Genomic DNA, 18,164 nt, shown 5'->3' with positions numbered 1-18,164 from the left:
GCCGTGCGGGATAGCGTGCCGGGATGATCGATGACATCCACCGGATCGACGCGGAGGTACGGCTGCGGCCGCTTGCCATGGCCGACGCCGGTCCCCTCGCGCGGTCCCTGGCCCGCAGCCGTGCGTACATGCGCCCCTGGGAGCCCGTGCGGCCCGACGCCTTCTACACCGAGGAGGGGCAGCGCGAGCGGCTGGCGGGTGCGCTGGCCGACCGTGACGCGGGGCGCGCGATGCCCTGGGTGCTCTGTGACGGGCAAGACCGGGCGATCGGCGCGTTCACCCTCAACGGAGTGGTGCTCGGGCCGTTCCGCAGCGCCACCCTCGGCTACTGGGTGGACGTGGACTTCGCGGGGCGCGGGCTGGCCACGGCCGCGGTGCGGACGGTCTGCGAACTGGCGCGTGACGCACTCCGGTTGCACCGGGTCGAGGCCGGGACGGTGCTGGACAACGCGGCGTCGCAGCGGGTGCTCGCCAAGTGCGGCTTCGAGGAGTTCGGAGTGGCTCCGCGCTATCTCCACATCGACGGCGCATGGCGCGACCACCGGATCTTCCAGCGCGTCCTGCACGACGGCCCGGTGACCGGGGCCTGAGAGGCACCGCGGCTTCAGCGCCCGGAACCGGCCGCCCGGCGCTCGTGACGGTGGCCGTCGAGCGGCCACGGCGGGTGGGCGGGCAGCACCTCCACGAAGCCGTACCCGGCCTTCTCCGCCACCCGGCACGACGCCTCGTTGTCCACCTGGTGCAGCAGATGCAGCGTGGCGAGGCCGTCCGCGGCGAGTGTCCTGAACGCCCAGTCGGTGAGCGCTTCGAGGGCCTGCGGGGCGACGCCCCGGCCGCGCGCGGGCGCCACCGTCCAGTAGCCGACCTCGGCCGCCTCCGAGCCGGACGCGGGACGCACGAGGCCGACGTTCCCGACCGGCCCGTCCCCGAGCGCCGTGTCCACCACGGCGAAGCTGTGGCGCAGACCGGACTCCCGGCCCTCCTCCCGGTCCCGCAACCAGCGCTCCGCCGCCGCCCGGTCCGCCACGGGGGCGCGCGAACCGGCCTGGATCGCCGGGTCGCGGTAGGCGTCCAGCAGGGCAGTGAGGTCGCCCGGCAGCCATGGGCGGAGCACCAGGGAGCCGGTCCGGAGGCGGACGTCACGCAGCTGCTCGTTCATCAGCCCATCGTATGAGGGGAGTTGCCGCGGCCCGCGCGGCAGGGGTTACGGCCGGGGGCCGGGCGGGGCACTCTGGTGGGGACGGCGGCCGGACCCGAGGCGGTGGCATGCGCATGGCAACGGGCAAGGGCTCGTACGACCGGCGGTTCGATTCCGGGCGGCTCTGCCTGGACCTGGTCGCGACGGGGGCCACGAGCCCGGGCGCCACCGACCCGCTGGACCGGCCCGAGGGGCTCGCCGACTGGCTGGTGGCCGCCGGGGCCGTACCCGAGGGCACCCGGCTCGACGGCGTGGACGACCACTGGCTCGTGGCGTTCCGGCAGCTGAGGAGCGCCGTGGACCGGCTGCTGAGCGCGCAGCTCGGCGGGCGGGGCGCGGACGGCGCCCTGGAGCGCGTCAACGCGCTCGCCGCCGGCGCCCCGCCCGGCCTGTGCGCCGTACGCGCCGGGAACGGGGCCCTGGTGCGCGGCCTGAGCACCGAGCCCGGTTGCGGGGCGCTGCTGGCCGCCGTGGCGCGGGACGCCGTGGAACTTCTCACCGATCCGGTCGCCCTGGCCGGCCTCCGCCGCTGCGAGGGCGACCACTGCCGCCGCGTCTACCTGGACACCTCGCGCGGCCGGCGCAGGCGCTGGTGCTCCAGCGAGGTCTGCGGCAACCGCGAACGGGTCGCCCGGCACCGGCGGCGCCACACGGACCCGGTGGGCGGCTCCGGAGACCGCGCGGTTCCCGGGCGCGGGGCCGGCCCGGAACAGTGAAGAACCCTGATCGCGCCCGGAACCGTAAAGAATCTTGGACGCGCGTTGAATGGATCGCCCCGCATCCCCGTACCGATGGCCAAGGAGCTCGACAGGGTCTCGACCGGGGAGGTTCGGGTGCGCAAGGATGCGGCCGTGGCCGATGACCGTCCGCACAGGGCCAGGCATCGCAGTGGGCCGCCCCCGTCACCCTCCGCCGTCCCCGACGAGGAGCTGATGCGGGCGCTCTACCGCGAACACGCCGGGCCCCTGCTCGCGTACGTACTCCGCCTCGTCGCCGGCGACCGACAGCGCGCCGAGGACGTGGTGCAGGAAACGCTCATCCGTGCCTGGAAGAACGCCGGTTCGCTCAACAGGGCCACCGGTTCCGTCCGGCCCTGGCTGGTGACGGTCGCCCGGCGCATCGTCATCGATGGCCACCGCAGCCGGCAGGCCCGGCCGCACGAGGTCGACCCGTCGCCACTGGAGGTCATTCCCGCGGAGGACGAGATCGACAAGGCGCTGTGGCTGATGACGCTCTCCGACGCCCTCGACGATTTGACCCCGGCCCACCGGGAAGCATTGGTCGAGACCTACTTCAAGGGCCGTACGGTCAACGAGGCGGCCGAGGTGCTCGGGATACCCAGTGGCACGGTGCGCTCCCGGGTCTTCTACGCACTGCGTTCGATGAAGCTCGCACTCGAAGAGAGGGGGATCACGGCATGAGCGACCACGAGTGGGAGCCCTTCGGGCCCCGGCCCGCCGGTCCCTCCGGCCCCGCCGGGCCCTTCGCCGTCCCCGGAGGCCCCGGCGACGAGGCAGGACACGACGCGGCGGGCGCCTACGTCCTCGGCATCCTGGACGGCGCCGAGGCCGCCGCCTTCGAGGCGCACCTGGCCGGCTGCGCCCGCTGCGCCGCCCACCTCGACGAGTTCGCCGGCCTGGAGCCGATGCTCGCGATGCTCGCCGAGTCCCCGGCCGCCGTGCCCGGCGCCCGCCCGGTCCCGCACGTCCCCACGCCGCCCGCACCCCGGCTGCTCGACACCCTGGTGGACGAGGTCGCGGTCAAGCGGGCCCGGCGCACCCGGCGCGGCAGGTACCTGCTGGCGGCGGCAGCGGCACTGATCATCGGCGGCCCGGTGGTCGCGGTCATGGCCACCGGCGGCGGCACGAGCAGTGTGGAGGCGGCCGACCCGCACCCCACCAGCCCCGCCGAGGACGCCTTCTTCCACCACATGAAGGAGAAGGCGCGGGCGACCGACCCGGTCACCGCGGTCGACGCCACGGTCGGCATGGAGCCGAAGGCCTGGGGCACGCACACCGTCCTCGAACTCAAGAACGTGAAGGGCCCGCAGAAGTGCCGGCTGATCGCCGTATCGAAGACCGGTGAGGAGGAGGTCGTCACCTCCTGGTCCGTCCCGAAGTGGGGATACGGCATCGCGGACTCCACCCACCCCACCGCCAGATATCCGCTCTACGTCCACGGCGGTGCGGCCATGGAGCGGGCCGACATCGACCACTTCGAGGTCCGTACGTTCGACGGCGCACGGCTGGTGAGTGTCGGCGTCTGAGTGCCGCCCGGGGTGCTTTCCGGACCATCGACACGCAATCGATATCCCGGCGCGCGAGATCGATGCCTTCGGCAGGTGCGCGACGGCCCCCCTTCGCATAGGGTTGACGGCTGCCCAATGCACGTCAGAAGGGGGCCTCGGTGGCCGCGCAGGATGCCGCTGTCGATTCGTTGCGGGACCGGGAAATCGGTGTCGAGCAGGAACATCTCGACCGTGTTTACCACCGCCTCGAGGAGAAGATCCACGAGGCGGAATTTCTCATGAATGACGCCGTCAAGCGCGGCCAGGTGGGTACACCGGGAGCGCTCGCCGAACGTGACGCCCAGGTGTTCCGCGCCGGAATCCACCTCAACCGGCTGAACAGCGAGTTCGAGGACTTCCTCTTCGGGAGGATCGACCTGCTGCTCGGCAAGGACGGTGAACGCGGCCCGGACGGCGCCTTCACCTCCGTCGAACCGGCCGACGACGCCGTACGGGAGGACAGCACCGCGGACATCGCCGAGACGCTGCACATCGGCCGGATGGGGGTCCTCGACTCCGACTACGCGCCGCTGGTCATCGACTGGCGCGCCCCGGCGGCCGCACCGTTCTACCGCTCGACGCCCAAGGAACCGGGCCGGGTCGTGCGCCGCCGGGTCATCCGCTCCAAGGGCCGCCGGGTCCTCGGCGTCGAGGACGACCTGATGCGCCCCGAGCTGACCGCGTACCTGGACGGCGGCACCCTCCCCGTCATCGGGGACGGCGCGCTGATGGCGGCGCTCGGACAGGCCCGCAGCCACACCATGCGGGACATCGTCTCCTCCATCCAGGCCGAGCAGGACCTGGTGATCCGGGCGCCCGCCGCCTCGGTCACCGAGGTCTCCGGCGGTCCCGGCACCGGCAAGACCGCGGTCGCCCTGCACCGTGCCGCGTACCTGCTCTACCAGGACCGGCGGCGGTACGCGGGCGGCATCCTCGTCGTCTCGCCGACGCCGCTGCTGGTCGCGTACACCGAAGGGGTGCTGCCCTCGCTCGGCGAGGAGGGCCAGGTCGCGATCCGCGCGGTCGGCTCGCTCTCCGACGAGGCGGCCGGCATCGAGGGCGCGACCACCTACGACGAACCGGCCGTCGCCCGGATCAAGGGCTCCTCCCGGATGCTCCACGTGCTGCGCAAGGCGGCCCGCGGGGCGCTGGAGCAGCCCGTGTCCCGCCCGGCGGCCCAGGAGGGGCAGCTGGCCTTCGGAGAGGCCGAGGAGGCCCCCCAGGAGGCCGCCACGCCCACCCGGCTCCGCGTGGTGGCCTTCGGCGCCCGCGTCGAACTGCACGAGGACGAGCTCCGGCGCATCCGCAACAACGTGCTCAGCGGCACCGCACCCGTCAACCTGCTGCGCCCGCGCGCCCGCAAACTGCTGCTCGACGCGCTCTGGAACAGGTCGTCGGGCCGTGGCCGCTACACCGATCAGGAGCTCGCGGCCGAACTGCGCTCGTCGTTCGACGAGGACGTCTCCACCGAGACGCCGTTCATCGAGTTCCTGAACGCGTGGTGGCCGGAGCTCACCCCGCGCGGGGTGCTCGCCGCCATGGCCGACGAGAAGCGGCTCGCCCGCTGGGCGCGCCGCACCCTCAACCAGGGCGAGGTGCGCCGGCTCGCGCGCTCCCTGAAGCGCCTGGACGCCGAGGGCCGCGGGCCGCTGTCCGTGCACGACGTGGCGATCCTGGACGAGCTCCAGACGCTGATCGGCACCCCGCACCGGCCCAAGCGCAAGCGCGAGTTCGATCCGCTGGACCAGCTCACGGGCCTTGAGGAGCTGATGCCGCAGCGTGAGGAGACCCAGTGGGAGCGGGCCGAGCGGCTCGCGTCGGAGCGCACGGAGTACTCCCACGTCATCGTCGACGAGGCGCAGGACCTGACGCCCATGCAGTGGCGGATGGTCGGTCGCCGCGGCCGGCACGCCACCTGGACGATCGTCGGCGACCCGGCGCAGTCCTCCTGGTCCGATCCGGACGAGGCGTCGGCGGCCCGTGACGAGGCGCTGGGCAGCCGCCCGCGCCGCAACTTCACGCTGACCGTCAACTACCGCAACCCGGCGGAGATCGCCGAGCTGGCCGCCAAGGTCCTGGCGCTCGCCATGCCGGGCATGGAGTCCCCGGCCGCGGTCCGCTCCACGGGAGTGAAGCCGCGCTTCGAGACCGTGCGGGACGGCGATCTGGCCGGCACCGTGCGCGAGGAGGCCCGGCGGCTGCTCGGCGAGGTGGACGGCACCATCGGCGTCGTCGTCGCGATGAACCGGCGCGCCCAGGCCCGTGGCTGGCTCGCGGAGCTCGGCGAGCGCGTGGTGGCGCTGGGCAGCCTGGAGGCCAAGGGGCTGGAGTACGACGCCACGGTGGTCGTCTCGCCCGCGGAGATCGCGGACGAGTCCCCGGCGGGGCTGCGGGTGCTGTACGTGGCGCTGACCCGCGCGACCCAGCAGCTCACGGTGGTCTCGGGGGAGCGGGACCTGCCGGACGAGGACGGGGTGCCGGACCTGCTGAGGGACTGACGGGGCCCGACGGCTGCCCCGTGAGACGGGGCCCAGGGGCTGTCCCGACAGGCTTTTTCCGGTCAACCCGCGCTGGGGGAATCACTTCTCCGGGGTGTTTGTTAGCCTGGAGTCGGCACCGGCTCGATCCAAGCCCCCGGGCCCAACCTTCGTCGCTTCGAGCGACCACTTGCCGCGAGGCGAGCATGGCGGGTCGGTGCCGTTCAACTGAAGAAGACAGACCCGCGTCACCCTCGGGTGGCGCGGGTCTGTTTCTGTTTTCGGGGCCGGTGGGGGTTCCGCCCGCTCCCTCGTATCTCGTATGGTGGAAAACACTTTCCGAAGTGTGGCAGTCATTACCGGCTACTCGTCGGTAGGTGCGAATATCGGTCAGGCGTGTCCGGAGTGACAGTTCCGGCCACGCGTAGCAATGAAGCTAAGAGCGTCCGGCCCCCGGGGAGCGTGCCCAGCCCCGCGACGCCGCCCCCGAAGGACGGCCGCTCTCAGGAAAGCGAAGGACTCGGCCATGGCAACGGCGCCCAGCGTCTCGTACTCGATGACGGTCAGGCTGGAGGTGCCCGCGAGCGGCACAGCGGTCTCCCAGCTGACCACGGCCGTGGAGTCCTCCGGTGGCTCGGTCACCGGCCTCGACGTGACCGCTTCCGGCCACGAGAAGCTGCGGATCGACGTCACGATCGCCGCTTCCTCCACCTCCCACGCGGACGAGATCGTCGAAGGTCTGCGGGACATCGAGGGCGTCGTCCTCGGCAAGGTCTCCGACCGTACGTTCCTGATGCACCTCGGCGGCAAGATCGAGATGGCGTCGAAGCACCCCATCCGCAACCGTGACGACCTCTCGATGATCTACACCCCGGGTGTGGCCCGGGTCTGCATGGCGATCGCCGAGAATCCCGAGGACGCGCGGCGCCTCACCATCAAGCGCAACTCCGTCGCAGTCGTGACGGACGGCTCCGCGGTGCTCGGCCTCGGCAACATCGGCCCGATGGCCGCGCTCCCCGTGATGGAGGGCAAGGCGGCGCTCTTCAAGCGCTTCGCCGGCATCGACGCCTGGCCGATCTGCCTGGACACGCAGGACGCCGACGCGATCGTCGAGATCGTCAAGGCGATCGCCCCCGGCTTCGCGGGCATCAACCTGGAGGACATCTCCGCGCCGCGCTGCTTCGAGATCGAGGCCCGGCTGCGCGAGGCCCTCGACATCCCCGTCTTCCACGACGACCAGCACGGTACCGCCATCGTCGTCCTGGCCTCCCTGACCAACGCGCTGCGCGTGGTCGGCAAGGCGATCGGTGACGTACGGGTCGTCATGTCCGGCGCAGGAGCGGCCGGCACGGCCATCCTGAAGCTGCTCATCGCCGCGGGCGTCAAGCACGCGGTCGTCGCCGACATCCACGGGGTGGTGCACGCCGGCCGCGAGGACCTGGTCTCCGCCCACGCGGACTCGCCGCTGCGCTGGATCGCCGACAACACCAACCCGGAGTCGGTCACCGGGACCCTCAAGCAGGCCGTCGTGGGCGCCGACGTCTTCATCGGCGTCTCGGCCCCCAACGTCCTGGACGGCACCGACGTCGCGGCCATGGCCGACGACGCGATCGTGTTCGCGCTTGCGAACCCGGACCCCGAGGTCGACCCGGCGATCGCACGTCTGACGGCGGCGGTCGTGGCCACCGGCCGCTCGGACTTCCCCAACCAGATCAACAACGTCCTGGTCTTCCCCGGCGTCTTCCGCGGCCTGCTGGACGCTCAGTCCCGCACCGTCAACACGGAGATGATGCTCGCCGCCGCGCGCGCCCTCGCCGACGTCGTCGCCGAGGACGAGCTGAACGCGAACTACATCATCCCGTCGGTCTTCAACGACAGGGTCGCCGGAGCGGTCGCGGGAGCGGTCCGGGACGCCGCCAAGGCGGCCGGTGACGCTGTGACGGGCCCCACGTCGGTCTGATGTCCGGCGCGTCGCGGGTCGCGGCGCCCCAAACGCCCCTTTAGGGTGGGCGGGCGACGCGTCCCGCGGAGCCCCGCATCAGGTGCGGACCGCTTGCGGGGAGTCGACGGAACGTCACCACGACGAGGCAGTGGTGCTTTTCGTGTGACTCCGGAGGGTGCCGGATTGGCTTTCCCGCCGCAGGTGGGGGCAGGATGCTTTCCCAAGGACTTCGTCCGGGGGAGACCCCACGGGGCGCGAATGTCTCAAAATTCGGACCCGGGTCCGGGGACTGTCCGAGGGCCCTGGCAGCATCGGCTTCGATCTCACGCCTCACAGGCAAGAAGAACACGGGAGTAACAACATGAACCGCAGTGAGCTGGTGGCCGCCCTGGCCGACCGTGCCGAGGTGACTCGCAAGGACGCCGACGCCGTGCTGGCCGCGCTCGCCGAGACCGTCGGTGAGATCGTCGCCAAGGGCGACGAGAAGGTCACCATTCCCGGTTTCCTGACCTTCGAGCGCACCCACCGTGCCGCTCGCACCGCTCGTAACCCGCAGACCGGCGACCCGATCAACATCCCGGCCGGCTACAGCGTGAAGGTCTCCGCGGGCTCGAAGCTCAAGGAAGCCGCCAAGGGTAAGTAACACCCCTGAGCACGCCGAAGGGCGGTCACCCCGACCAGGGTGGCCGCCCTTCGGCGTACGGGCCGCAGAACGCCGTTCTGGGCCCCGGAAGGCATGTTCCCGGGGGCGCGGGCCCCCGGGAACCCCTTCTCAGACCAGTGAGCCGCCCGGCAGCTCCACCTTCGCGCCGAGCTTCTCCAGCTTGTCCATGAAGTTCTCGTAGCCGCGGTTGATCAGGTCGATCCCGTGCACCCGGGACGTCCCCTGGGCCGCCAGGGCGGCGATCAGGTACGAGAAACCGCCGCGCAGGTCCGGGATGACCAGATCCGCGCCCTGCAGCTTCGTCGGCCCGGAGACGACCGCGGAGTGCAGGAAGTTGCGCTGGCCGAAGCGGCAGTCGCTGCCGCCCAGGCACTCGCGGTAGAGCTGGATGTGCGCGCCCATCTGGTTGAGCGCCGAGGTGAAGCCGAGCCGCGACTCGTACACCGTCTCGTGGACGATCGACAGGCCGGCGGCCTGCGTCAGCGCCACGACCAGCGGCTGCTGCCAGTCGGTCTGGAAGCCGGGGTGCACGTCCGTCTCCAGCGCGATCGCGTTCAGCGCGCCGCCCGGGTGCCAGAAGCGGATGCCCTCGTCATCGATCTCGAAGGCGCCGCCGACCCGGCGGAAGGTGTTCAGGAACGTCATCATCGAGCGCTGCTGGGCGCCGCGCACGTAGATGTTGCCCTCGGTCGCCAGCGCCGCGGACGCCCAGGAGGCGGCCTCCAGGCGGTCCGGGATGGCCCGGTGCGTATAACCGTCGAGACGGTCCACACCGGTGATCCGGATGGTCCGGTCGGTGTCCATGGAGATGATCGCGCCCATCTTCTGCAGTACGCAGATGAGGTCCTCGATCTCCGGCTCCACGGCCGCGTTCGACAGCTCGGTGACACCCTCGGCGAGCACCGCCGTCAGCAGCACCTGCTCGGTGGAGCCGACCGACGGGTACGGCAGCCGGATCTTGGTGCCGCGCAGCCGCTGCGGGGCCTCCAGGTACTGGCCGTCCGCCCGCTTCTCGATCGTCGCGCCGAACTGACGCAGCACGTCGAAGTGGAAGTCGATCGGCCGGCCGCCGATGTCGCAGCCGCCGAGCCCCGGGATGAACGCGTGGCCCAGCCGGTGCAGCAGCGGGCCGCAGAAGAGGATCGGGATGCGCGACGAGCCCGCGTGGGCATCGATGTCGGCGACGTTCGCACTCTCGACGTGGGTGGGGTCGAGGAGCAGCTCACCCGGTTCGTCACCCGGACGGACCGTCACGCCGTGCAGCTGCAGCAGCCCGCGCACGACCCGCACATCGCGGATGTCGGGCACGTTGCGCAGCCGGCTGGGCCCGCTGCCGAGCAGCGCGGCGACCATTGCCTTCGGCACCAGGTTCTTGGCGCCTCGGACGCGGATCTCGCCCTCCAGCGGGGTTCCGCCGTGGACAAGCAGGACATCGTCTGTGCCGGTCATGAATCTCGCGTTCCGGAGTGGTCGGGCAGGGGGCCACTCGAAAGGGTAATGGCCCGGCACCCCCCTTCCGTAAGAGAACGGGGGCTGTACGAACGTCATGAATCCGCCACAACACGCTCTGCTCCCCGGAACTTGCGGAGGGTCACCGTCCGGATGGGCGGTCGATCTGTGCGCTCCCCGTGCACCCGTGCGCCCTGAGCTGCGCTCGGGCACCGTGCGCGACCAGCGGCGCACTTGGCCCCCGCGAAGACCGAAGATGCGGGATCATTTCTGCCATGACCGAGGTGTCCTCGCTCACAGGGCGACTGCTCGTGGCCACACCCGCCCTGGCGGACCCGAATTTCGACCGTGCGGTGGTGCTGCTCCTCGACCACGACGAGGAGGGCTCCCTCGGCGTGGTCCTGAACCGCCCGACCCCGGTCGGCGTCGGTGACATCCTCGCGTCCTGGGCGGAGCTGACCGGCGAGCCCGACGTCGTCTTCCAGGGCGGCCCCGTCTCGCTGGACTCGGCGCTCGGCGTGGCGGTGATCCCCGGCGACGAGGGCCCGCTCGGCTGGCGCCGGGTGTACGGGGCGATCGGCCTGGTGGACCTGGAGACGCCCCCGGAGCTGCTCGCCGCGGCTCTCGGCTCGCTGCGGATCTTCGCCGGTTACGCGGGCTGGGGCCCGGGCCAACTGGAGTCGGAACTGTCCGAGGGCGCCTGGTACGTCGTCGAGTCGGAACCGGGCGACGTCTCCTCGCCCCGCCCGGAAAGTCTCTGGCGGGCGGTCCTGCGCCGTCAGCGCAGCGAACTGGCCATGATCGCCACGTATCCGGACGACCCTTCGCTGAACTGATGCCCGGGCTTTCAGTACGCTTGGCGGTTATGAGCACTCTTGAGCCCGAGCGCGGGTCAGGTACCGGAACCCTCGTGGAGCCGACACCGCAGGTGTCGAACGGCGACGGCGACCACGAGCGCTACGCCCATTACGTTCAGAAGGACAAGATCATGGCGAGTGCCCTGGAGGGCACCCCCGTGGTCGCGCTGTGCGGCAAGGTCTGGGTACCGGGGCGCGACCCCAAGAAGTACCCGGTCTGCCCCATGTGCAAGGAGATCTACGAGTCCATGGGCGCCGGCGGCGACAAGGACAAGGGCAAGGGCGGCGGCAAGGACAAGTAGTCCCCGGCCCGTACGGCGGAACAGCCCGGAAGAGCCCCCGGGGCACGCAGCCGCGTGCCCCGGGGGCTCTTCCGCGGTCCGGCGCGTCGCGAGGGCTGCGTCACGGAGTGGTGGAGACCACTTGTCGGCCCATTGGTACGGACCTAGCCTCTTGGTTTCGTAACTCGTACAGCGACGCCCGGTACCGGAGCCGGGCGGAGCGTTAAGGACTGACGACATGGACATGGAACTGATCCCGGCGCCCGTGAGCGTCGGAGGCCCAGGGCGCCGCGGGTTCCTCCTGGACCCGTCCACCACCATCGCGGCGGCGCCCGGCACCGAGAGCACCGAGCGCTGGCTGCGTGCCACGCTCGGCGCCGCCTTCGGGCTGCCGCTCGCGCCGGGCGCCGAGGGGGCCGCGCGCGCCATCCGGCTGTGCGTCGACCCGTCGTTGGCGGCCGAGGGCTACCGGCTGACCACCCAGCCCGACGAGAGCGTCGTGATCACGGGTGGCAGCCCCGCCGGAGTCTTCTGGGGAGCTCAGACACTGCGTCAGCTGCTGGGTCCGGAGGCCTTCCGGCGGGCGCCCGTCGGCGGCGGCACCACGCCTGCCCTCGGGTTCACGGACATCGAGGACCGGCCCCGCTTCGGCTGGCGCGGCCTGATGCTCGACGTGGCACGGCACTTCCTGCCCAAGGACGACGTCCTGCGCTACCTCGACCTCCTCGCCGCCCACAAGCTGAACGTCTTCCACTTCCACCTCACCGACGACCAGGGCTGGCGCGTCGAGATCAAGCGCTACCCGCGCCTGACCGAGGTGGGCGCGTGGCGTGCGCGGACCAAGTACGGGCACCGGGCCTCGGAGCTCTGGGACGAGACCCCGTACGGCGGTTACTACACGCAGGACGACATCCGCGAGATCGTGGCGTACGCCGCCGAGCGGCACATCCGGGTCGTACCCGAGATCGACATCCCGGGCCACTCGCAGGCCGCCATCAGCGCCTATCCCGAGCTGGGCAACACCGACGTCGTCGATACCGCCGCGCTGTCCGTGTGGGACAACTGGGGCGTCACACCGAACGTGCTGGCCCCCTCCGACCACACCCTGCGCTTCTACGAGGGCGTGTTCGAGGAGCTGCTGGAGCTCTTCCCCGCGGACACCTCGCCCTTCATCCACGTCGGCGGCGACGAGTGTCCCAAGGACCAGTGGAAGCAGTCGCCGGCCGCCCGGGCCCGCATCGAGGAACTCGGCCTCGCCGACGAGGACGAGCTGCAGTCCTGGTTCATCCGGCACTTCGACACCTGGCTCACCGCGCGCGGCCGCCGGCTCATCGGCTGGGACGAGATCCTGGAGGGCGGGCTGGCCGAGGGCGCGGCCGTCTCCTCGTGGCGCGGGTACGCGGGCGGCGTCGCGGCGGCCGAGGCCGGGCACGACGTCGTGATGTGCCCGGAGCAGCAGGTGTACCTGGACCACCGTCAGCACGGCGGCCCCGACGAGCCGATGTCCATCGGATACGTCCGCACCCTGGAGGACGTCTACCGCTTCGAGCCCGTGCCGCCCGCCCTCTCGCAGGAGGCGGCCCGTCATGTCCTCGGCACCCAGGCCAACGTCTGGACCGAGGTCATGCAGAACCGGTCCCGGGTCGACTACCAGGTCTTCCCCCGCCTCGCGGCCTTCGCCGAGGTCGCCTGGTCGGCCCTGCCCGCCCCCGCCGAACGGGACTTCGCGGACTTCGAGCGTCGAATGACCACGCACTACGCGCGACTTGACGCGCTCGGTGTCGACTACCGGCCGCCGGGCGGTCCGTTGCCGTGGCAGCGGCGTCCCGGGGTCCTCGGACGTCCGATCGAGGGAACACCCCCGAACGTGTGAGTCCGGACGCGGTCCGGTTGCCGCCACCACGGTCCCTGGGACCGTGGTGGCGGTGTCGTTCGCGCGGGAGTCCGCCTCGCGGGAGCCGTCACCCGCCGGAACGGACAAGTCGCACAAGCGCGTTGAACAGTGGTAATCCGCCCGATGCGCCGAAGAGGTGTGAAACGGGAGCATTCCCCTGGTCATGGACGGATACACCCTTCGCGGACCCTCGCGTCGGGCCGGTCCGAAGATGTGCCAGAGTTGCCACGTCCGGGCTTCGAGCACGTACCGTACGGCGAAACAGACGGGACAGCCGGGACACCGGGAAGGGGCAGCTGGGTTGACCACGCACGCACCGCAGGCGACGCAGTCCGTCACGCTGCCTGCCTCGCTGGACGAGGCCGTGGCGGCACTCGGCGCCATGCCCGCCGCCGTCCCCGTGGCAGGCGGCACGGACCTGATGGCGGCCGTCAACAAGGGGCTCCTGCGCCCCTCCGCGTTGGTCGGCCTCGGCCGGATCAGCGAGCTCCGCGGCTGGCACTACCAGGACGGCCACGCCCTGCTGGGCGCCGGCCTCACCCACGCACGCATGGGACGGCCCGACTTCGCCGCCCTCATCCCCGCGCTCGCCGCGTCCGCGCGCGCGGCCGGCCCGCCCCAGATCCGCAACGCCGGGACGCTCGGCGGCAACATCGCCACCGCCGCGCCCACCGGCGACGCCCTGCCGGTGCTCGCCGCCCTGGAGGCCGAACTCGTCATCGTGGGCCCCGGCGGCGCGCGCCGCGAGATCCCGGTCTCGCACCTGCTGGCGGGCCGCGAGATGCTGGAGCCCGCCGAGCTGATCGGCTTCGTGCGCGTCCCGCTGCTGCACGCCCCGCAGGTCTTCCTCAAGGCGACCGGACGCACCGGCCCCGGCCGCGCCACCGCCTCCGTGGCGATCGTGCTCGACCCGGCCCGGCGCGGGGTGCGCTGCGCGGTCGGCGCCATCGCGCCGATGCCGCTGCGGCCGCTGGAGGCCGAACGCTGGATCGCCTCACTCATCGACTGGGACGGCGAACGCGGCCTGGCCCCCGACGCGCTGGCCGCCTTCGGCGAGTACGTCGCCGCGGCCTGCATCCCGGACCAGGCACCACCCGCCGACGGGGGAGAGGCACCACCGCTGCCCCCCGCCGTACTGCACCTGCGGCGCACCGTCGCCGCGCTGGCCCGACGCGCGCTGGGGAGGGCACTGTCGTGAGCAACGAGGACCACGCCGACCGGCGCGGACGCTGGGAGCCGACCCCGCAGGGCGGGGAGTACGACGCCGAGGCGACCGCCTTCGTCCACCTGCCGCCCGAGGACCTGGCGAACGTGCCGCTGGCCGCACCCGGCCAGGGGTACGTGCCGCCGATGATCCTTCCGCTGACCCCCGCGGCCGGTCTCGACCCGGCGGCCACCGGCAGCTGGGTCGTCCAGACACCGGACCCGCAGGACCAGCAGGACCCCGGGGCCGAGCCCGCGCCCGCCGCGGTGCACTGGCCGGACCCGAACCAGCAGCAGACGCCGTACGGATACCCGCAGCCCGGTCCGCAGTCGTCCCAGGAGTACCCGGGCCAGGAATACCCGGAGCAGTACTCCGGGGCCCCGGCCGCCACCGGTCAGTGGAACTTCGCCGAGTCCGACGGTCCCGTCGAGGCGGCCGGTCACACCGGACAGTGGACGATCCCGGTCGCCGACGGTGAGCTCCCGGAGGAGTCCGGCGAGTTCTCCGCCTCCGCCCTGGCCGCCGGCTGGTACGCGGACCGCACCCCGCCGGCCACGCTGCCGGGCGGTGCGCCCGCGCCGTGGGCGACGCAGGAGCCGCAGCCCGGCCCCGGGGGCACCCCGGCGATGGGGACGGACCTGAGCGGCCCGCCGCCGGAGCCCGCCGCCGAAGCGCCGGCCGACGACCCGGCGGACGAGCCCGGCCCGGAGCCGGTCGCCGACGACCTCGCGGCCGGGGCCGACGCCCCGGAGCGGCCCGACGCGGGGCTGCCCGACGCGACGGCCCCGGACATCGCCGCCCCGCGCGACGCGGCCCCGGACCAAGCCGTTGCGGCCGATGAGGTGGCGGAGGAAGCGGTTCCGGCCGACGCCGGCCCCGACGGCGTGGCCGTGGAGGCCCCGCCCGCCCCCGCGTTCGACCTGCCCAGCGAGCACCCCGCCACCACCTACGTGCTGCACGTGAACGGCGCCGACCGCCCCGTCACCGACGCGTGGATCGGCGAGTCACTGCTCTACGTGCTGCGCGAGCGCCTCGGCCTCGCCGGTGCCAAGGACGGCTGCTCGCAGGGCGAGTGCGGCGCCTGCAACGTCCAGGTGGACGGCCGGCTCGTCGCCTCCTGCCTGGTCCCCGCGGCCACGACGGCGGGCAGCGAGGTCCGCACGGTCGAGGGCCTGGCCGTCGACGGCGAACCGTCCGACGTCCAGCGGGCCCTCGCGGACTGCGGCGCCGTCCAGTGCGGCTTCTGCATCCCCGGCATGGCCATGACCGTCCACGACCTGCTGGAGGGCAACCACGCCCCCAGCGAGCTGGAAACCCGCCAGGCGCTCTGCGGCAACCTCTGCCGCTGCTCCGGCTACCGCGGCGTGCTCGACGCCGTGAACGAGGTCATCGCGGGCCGCGAGGCCGCCTCCGAGGCGGCCTCCGCACCCGCCCAGGAATCCGCGGGCCCGGACGAGGCCCGCATCCCGCACCAGGCGGCGCCGGGCGCGGGTAGTGTGCAGGCCCACCTGCAGGACGGAGGCATGGCGTGAGCAACGACGCGGCCACCGCCGCGGGCGCGACCCACACGGCGATCAGCATCCCGTCGCTGGACGGCCCGGGCGGCCCCGACACCGAGCAGCCGCTGCTCGGCCTCGGCGCCTCCCTGCCGCCCGCCGACGCCCGCGCCAAGACCGAGGGCACCTTCCCGTACGCCGCCGACCTGTGGGCCGAGGGACTGCTCTGGGCCGCCGTGCTCCGCTCCCCGCACCCGCACGCCCGCATCCTGTCCATCGACACCTCGGCCGCCGCCGAGATGCCCGGTGTGCGCGCGGTCGTCACCCACGAGGACGTCCCCGGCGAAGGCTCCTACGGCCGCCGCGTCGTCGACCGCCCCGTCTTCGCGTCCGACCTGGTCCGCCACCACGGCGAGCCGATCGCCGCGGTCGCCGCCGACCACCCGGACACCGCCCGGCTGGCCGCCGCCGCGATCGCCGTCGAGTACGAGGTGCTGGACCCGGTCACCGACCCGGAGAAGGCGTTCGCCGCCGAGCCGCTGCACCCCGACGGCAACCTGATCCGCCACATCCCGCTGCGCTACGGCGATCCGGAGATCACCGGCGAGGTCGTCGTCGAGGGGCTGTACCGCATCGGCCGCCAGGACCCGGCGCCCATCGGCGCCGAGGCGGGACTGGCCGTGCCCCGCCCCGACGGCGGCGTGGAGATCTACACCGCGTCCACCGACCCGCACACCGACCGGGACCTCGCCGCCGCCTGCTTCGGCCTCGAACCGGACCGGGTGAAGGTCGTCGTCACCGGGGTGCCCGGCGCCACCGGCGACCGCGAGGACCCCGGCTTCCAGCTCCCGCTCGGCCTGCTCGCCCTGCGCACCGGCTGCCCGGTCAAGCTGGCCGCCACCCGCGAGGAGTCCTTCCTCGGCCACGCGCACCGCCACCCCACGCTGCTCCGCTACCGCCACCACGCGGACGCCGAGGGCCGCCTGGTCAAGGTCGAGGCCCAGATCCTCCTGGACGCGGGCGCATACGCGGACGCCTCGTCGGAGTCCCTGGCCGCCGCCGTCGCCTTCGCCTGCGGACCCTACGTCGTGCCGCACGCCTTCATCGAGGGCTGGGCCGTCCGTACGAACAACCCGCCGTCCGGCCATGTCCGGGGCGAGGGCGCGATGCAGGTCTGTGCCGCGTACGAGGGCCAGATGGACAAGCTGGCGGCCAAGCTCGGCATCGAACCGGCCGAACTGCGGATGCGCAACGTCCTGTCCACCGGCGACATCCTGCCCACCGGGCAGACCGTGACCTGCCCCGCCCCGGTCGCCGAACTCCTGCGTGCCGTACGGGACTACCCGCTCCCCTCGCTGCCCAAGGACACCCCGGAGGACGACTGGCTGCTGCCCGGCGGCCCCGAGGGCGCGGGCGAACCCGGCGCCGTGCGGCGCGGGGTCGGGTACGCGCTGGGCATGGTCCACATGCTCGGCGCCGAGGGCACCGACGAGGTCTCCACGGCCACCGTCCGGGTCCATGACGGGGTCGCCACCGTCATCTGCGCCGCCGTCGAGACGGGGCAGGGCTTCACCACGCTTGCCCGGCAGGTCGTGCAGGAGACGCTCGGCATCGAAGAGGTGCACGTCGCCTCCGTCGACACCGACCAGCCCCCGGCAGGCCCGGCGACGCACGGCCGCCACACCTGGGTCTCCGCCGGAGCCGTCGAACGCGCGGCGAAGATGGTCCGCACCCAGCTGCTCCAGCCGCTGGCCCACAAGTTCGGCATGTCCCACGAGCTGCTCCAGATCGCCGACGGCAAGATCACCAGTTACGACGGGGTGCTCTCCACGACCGTCATGGAGGCGATGGACGGCAAGGAGCTCTGGGCCACCGCCCAGTGCCGCCCGCACCCCACCGAGCCGCTCGACGAGTCCGGCCAGGGCGATGCCTTCGTGGGTCTCGCGTTCTGCGCGATCCGCGCGGTGGTGGACGTCGACATCGAACTCGGCTCGATCCGGGTCGTGGAGATGGCGATCGCCCAGGATGTCGGCCGGGTCCTCAACCCGTCCCAGCTGGCGACCCGCATCGAGGCGGGCATCACCCAGGGCATCGGGGCCGCTCTCACGGAGAACCTCCGCAGCGCCCGCGGGGTCATCCGGCACCCCGACCTGACGGGGTACGCCCTGCCGACGGCGCTGGACGCACCGGAGATCCACATCGTCAAACTGGTCGAGGAACGTGACGTGGTGGCCCCCTTCGGCGCCAAGCCGGCCTCGGCGGTCCCCGTCGTGACCTCGCCGGCCGCGGTGGCCGCCGCGGTCCGCTCGGCCACCGGCCGCCCGGTCAACCGACTCCCGATCAGGCCCCAGGCTGCCGTGGCCGTCCCCCGGTCCTGATTCCGGCACCGGCGCGGTGACGGGGGACATGGCCGGG

At 72.7% G+C, this 18,164-nt stretch carries 15 protein-coding genes; 13 read left to right on the top strand and 2 right to left on the bottom strand.

Annotation, left to right across the window (positions count from 1 at the left end):
• Positions 1-23: 23 nt before the first annotated feature.
• On the top strand, positions 24-590 hold the full coding sequence (locus ACFYPA_RS26850; RefSeq protein ID WP_359082323.1) for a GNAT family protein: 567 nt from the start codon (positions 24-26) through the stop codon (positions 588-590).
• A gap of 14 nt (positions 591-604) precedes the next feature.
• Here the strand turns inward: ACFYPA_RS26850 and ACFYPA_RS26845 are convergent, their stop codons facing one another.
• Positions 605-1,159: a GNAT family N-acetyltransferase gene (locus ACFYPA_RS26845; RefSeq protein ID WP_359082324.1), complete on the bottom strand. Its 555-nt coding sequence runs from the start codon at positions 1,157-1,159 to the stop codon at positions 605-607.
• Between the two features lie 113 nt (positions 1,160-1,272).
• Here ACFYPA_RS26845 and ACFYPA_RS26840 point away from each other — a divergent pair, with 113 nt between their 5' ends.
• The 6 genes from ACFYPA_RS26840 (at position 1,273) to ACFYPA_RS26815 (ending at position 8,547) form a co-directional block, all read left to right on the top strand.
• Positions 1,273-1,914 (top strand): ABATE domain-containing protein, encoded by a 642-nt coding sequence (locus ACFYPA_RS26840; protein WP_359082500.1) that lies wholly within the window; start codon positions 1,273-1,275, stop codon positions 1,912-1,914.
• 75 nt (positions 1,915-1,989) lie between these two features.
• Positions 1,990-2,619 (top strand): sigma-70 family RNA polymerase sigma factor, encoded by a 630-nt coding sequence (locus ACFYPA_RS26835; RefSeq protein WP_359082325.1) that lies wholly within the window; start codon positions 1,990-1,992, stop codon positions 2,617-2,619.
• Positions 2,616-3,464 carry a zf-HC2 domain-containing protein gene (locus ACFYPA_RS26830; RefSeq protein ID WP_359082326.1) on the top strand — a complete coding sequence of 283 codons (849 nt, stop codon included), beginning with the start codon at positions 2,616-2,618 and terminating at the stop codon, positions 3,462-3,464. Before ACFYPA_RS26835 ends, ACFYPA_RS26830 begins: the two co-directional genes overlap by 4 nt.
• Before the next feature lie 140 nt (positions 3,465-3,604).
• Positions 3,605-5,983 carry a UvrD-helicase domain-containing protein gene (locus ACFYPA_RS26825; RefSeq protein WP_359082327.1) on the top strand — a complete coding sequence of 793 codons (2,379 nt, stop codon included), beginning with the start codon at positions 3,605-3,607 and terminating at the stop codon, positions 5,981-5,983.
• Positions 5,984-6,488: 505 nt separating this feature from the next.
• Positions 6,489-7,922: an NAD-dependent malic enzyme gene (locus ACFYPA_RS26820; protein ID WP_359082328.1), complete on the top strand. Its 1,434-nt coding sequence runs from the start codon at positions 6,489-6,491 to the stop codon at positions 7,920-7,922.
• Positions 7,923-8,265: 343 nt separating this feature from the next.
• Entirely contained in the window at positions 8,266-8,547 is a 282-nt protein-coding gene (locus tag ACFYPA_RS26815) for an HU family DNA-binding protein (RefSeq protein ID WP_003968811.1), read from the top strand.
• A 129-nt stretch (positions 8,548-8,676) separates the two neighbouring features.
• Here ACFYPA_RS26815 and murA read toward each other — a convergent pair whose 3' ends face one another.
• Positions 8,677-10,017: a UDP-N-acetylglucosamine 1-carboxyvinyltransferase gene (gene murA / locus ACFYPA_RS26810; protein ID WP_359082329.1), complete on the bottom strand. Its 1,341-nt coding sequence runs from the start codon at positions 10,015-10,017 to the stop codon at positions 8,677-8,679.
• A 275-nt stretch (positions 10,018-10,292) separates the two neighbouring features.
• Between murA and ACFYPA_RS26805 the strand changes: the two genes are divergently transcribed.
• From ACFYPA_RS26805 to ACFYPA_RS26780, 6 genes are all read left to right on the top strand, one after another.
• Positions 10,293-10,853 (top strand): YqgE/AlgH family protein, encoded by a 561-nt coding sequence (locus ACFYPA_RS26805; RefSeq protein ID WP_219573439.1) that lies wholly within the window; start codon positions 10,293-10,295, stop codon positions 10,851-10,853.
• A gap of 29 nt (positions 10,854-10,882) precedes the next feature.
• Positions 10,883-11,176, top strand: a complete 294-nt coding sequence (locus ACFYPA_RS26800; protein ID WP_359082330.1) for a DUF3039 domain-containing protein — start codon at positions 10,883-10,885, stop codon at positions 11,174-11,176.
• Positions 11,177-11,393: 217 nt separating this feature from the next.
• Positions 11,394-13,028: a beta-N-acetylhexosaminidase gene (locus tag ACFYPA_RS26795; RefSeq protein ID WP_359082331.1), complete on the top strand. Its 1,635-nt coding sequence runs from the start codon at positions 11,394-11,396 to the stop codon at positions 13,026-13,028.
• Between the two features lie 322 nt (positions 13,029-13,350).
• A complete protein-coding gene (locus ACFYPA_RS26790) occupies positions 13,351-14,247 on the top strand; it encodes an FAD binding domain-containing protein (protein WP_359082332.1) in 897 nt (298 codons plus the stop codon).
• Positions 14,244-15,785 (top strand): 2Fe-2S iron-sulfur cluster-binding protein, encoded by a 1,542-nt coding sequence (locus tag ACFYPA_RS26785; protein ID WP_389134574.1) that lies wholly within the window; start codon positions 14,244-14,246, stop codon positions 15,783-15,785. Before ACFYPA_RS26790 ends, ACFYPA_RS26785 begins: the two co-directional genes overlap by 4 nt.
• Complete coding sequence (locus tag ACFYPA_RS26780; protein WP_359316809.1) at positions 15,782-18,127, top strand: molybdopterin cofactor-binding domain-containing protein; 2,346 nt, start codon at positions 15,782-15,784, stop codon at positions 18,125-18,127. Before ACFYPA_RS26785 ends, ACFYPA_RS26780 begins: the two co-directional genes overlap by 4 nt.
• The last annotated feature ends 37 nt before the right edge of the window (positions 18,128-18,164 follow it).

The sequence above is a fragment of the Streptomyces sp. NPDC005775 genome, assembly GCF_042871565.1.
Lineage (GTDB): Bacteria > Actinomycetota > Actinomycetes > Streptomycetales > Streptomycetaceae > Streptomyces.
Note: the sequence above shows the minus strand (reverse complement) of the source record. Positions and strands in the feature narration are given on the sequence as shown.

What these genes read in the sequence shown, in the direction of transcription:
- ACFYPA_RS26850 (WP_359082323.1), top strand. Translation starts at nt 24, where the DNA reads ATGATCGATGACATCCACCGGATCGACGCGGAGGTACGGCTGCGGCCG.
- ACFYPA_RS26845 (WP_359082324.1), bottom strand. Translation starts at nt 1,159, where the DNA reads ATGAACGAGCAGCTGCGTGACGTCCGCCTCCGGACCGGCTCCCTGGTG.
- ACFYPA_RS26840 (WP_359082500.1), top strand. Translation starts at nt 1,273, where the DNA reads ATGGCAACGGGCAAGGGCTCGTACGACCGGCGGTTCGATTCCGGGCGG.
- ACFYPA_RS26835 (WP_359082325.1), top strand. Translation starts at nt 1,990, where the DNA reads ATGGCCAAGGAGCTCGACAGGGTCTCGACCGGGGAGGTTCGGGTGCGC.
- ACFYPA_RS26830 (WP_359082326.1), top strand. Translation starts at nt 2,616, where the DNA reads ATGAGCGACCACGAGTGGGAGCCCTTCGGGCCCCGGCCCGCCGGTCCC.
- ACFYPA_RS26820 (WP_359082328.1), top strand. Translation starts at nt 6,489, where the DNA reads ATGGCAACGGCGCCCAGCGTCTCGTACTCGATGACGGTCAGGCTGGAG.
- ACFYPA_RS26815 (WP_003968811.1), top strand. Translation starts at nt 8,266, where the DNA reads ATGAACCGCAGTGAGCTGGTGGCCGCCCTGGCCGACCGTGCCGAGGTG.
- murA (WP_359082329.1), bottom strand. Translation starts at nt 10,017, where the DNA reads ATGACCGGCACAGACGATGTCCTGCTTGTCCACGGCGGAACCCCGCTG.
- ACFYPA_RS26805 (WP_219573439.1), top strand. Translation starts at nt 10,293, where the DNA reads ATGACCGAGGTGTCCTCGCTCACAGGGCGACTGCTCGTGGCCACACCC.
- ACFYPA_RS26800 (WP_359082330.1), top strand. Translation starts at nt 10,883, where the DNA reads ATGAGCACTCTTGAGCCCGAGCGCGGGTCAGGTACCGGAACCCTCGTG.
- ACFYPA_RS26795 (WP_359082331.1), top strand. Translation starts at nt 11,394, where the DNA reads ATGGACATGGAACTGATCCCGGCGCCCGTGAGCGTCGGAGGCCCAGGG.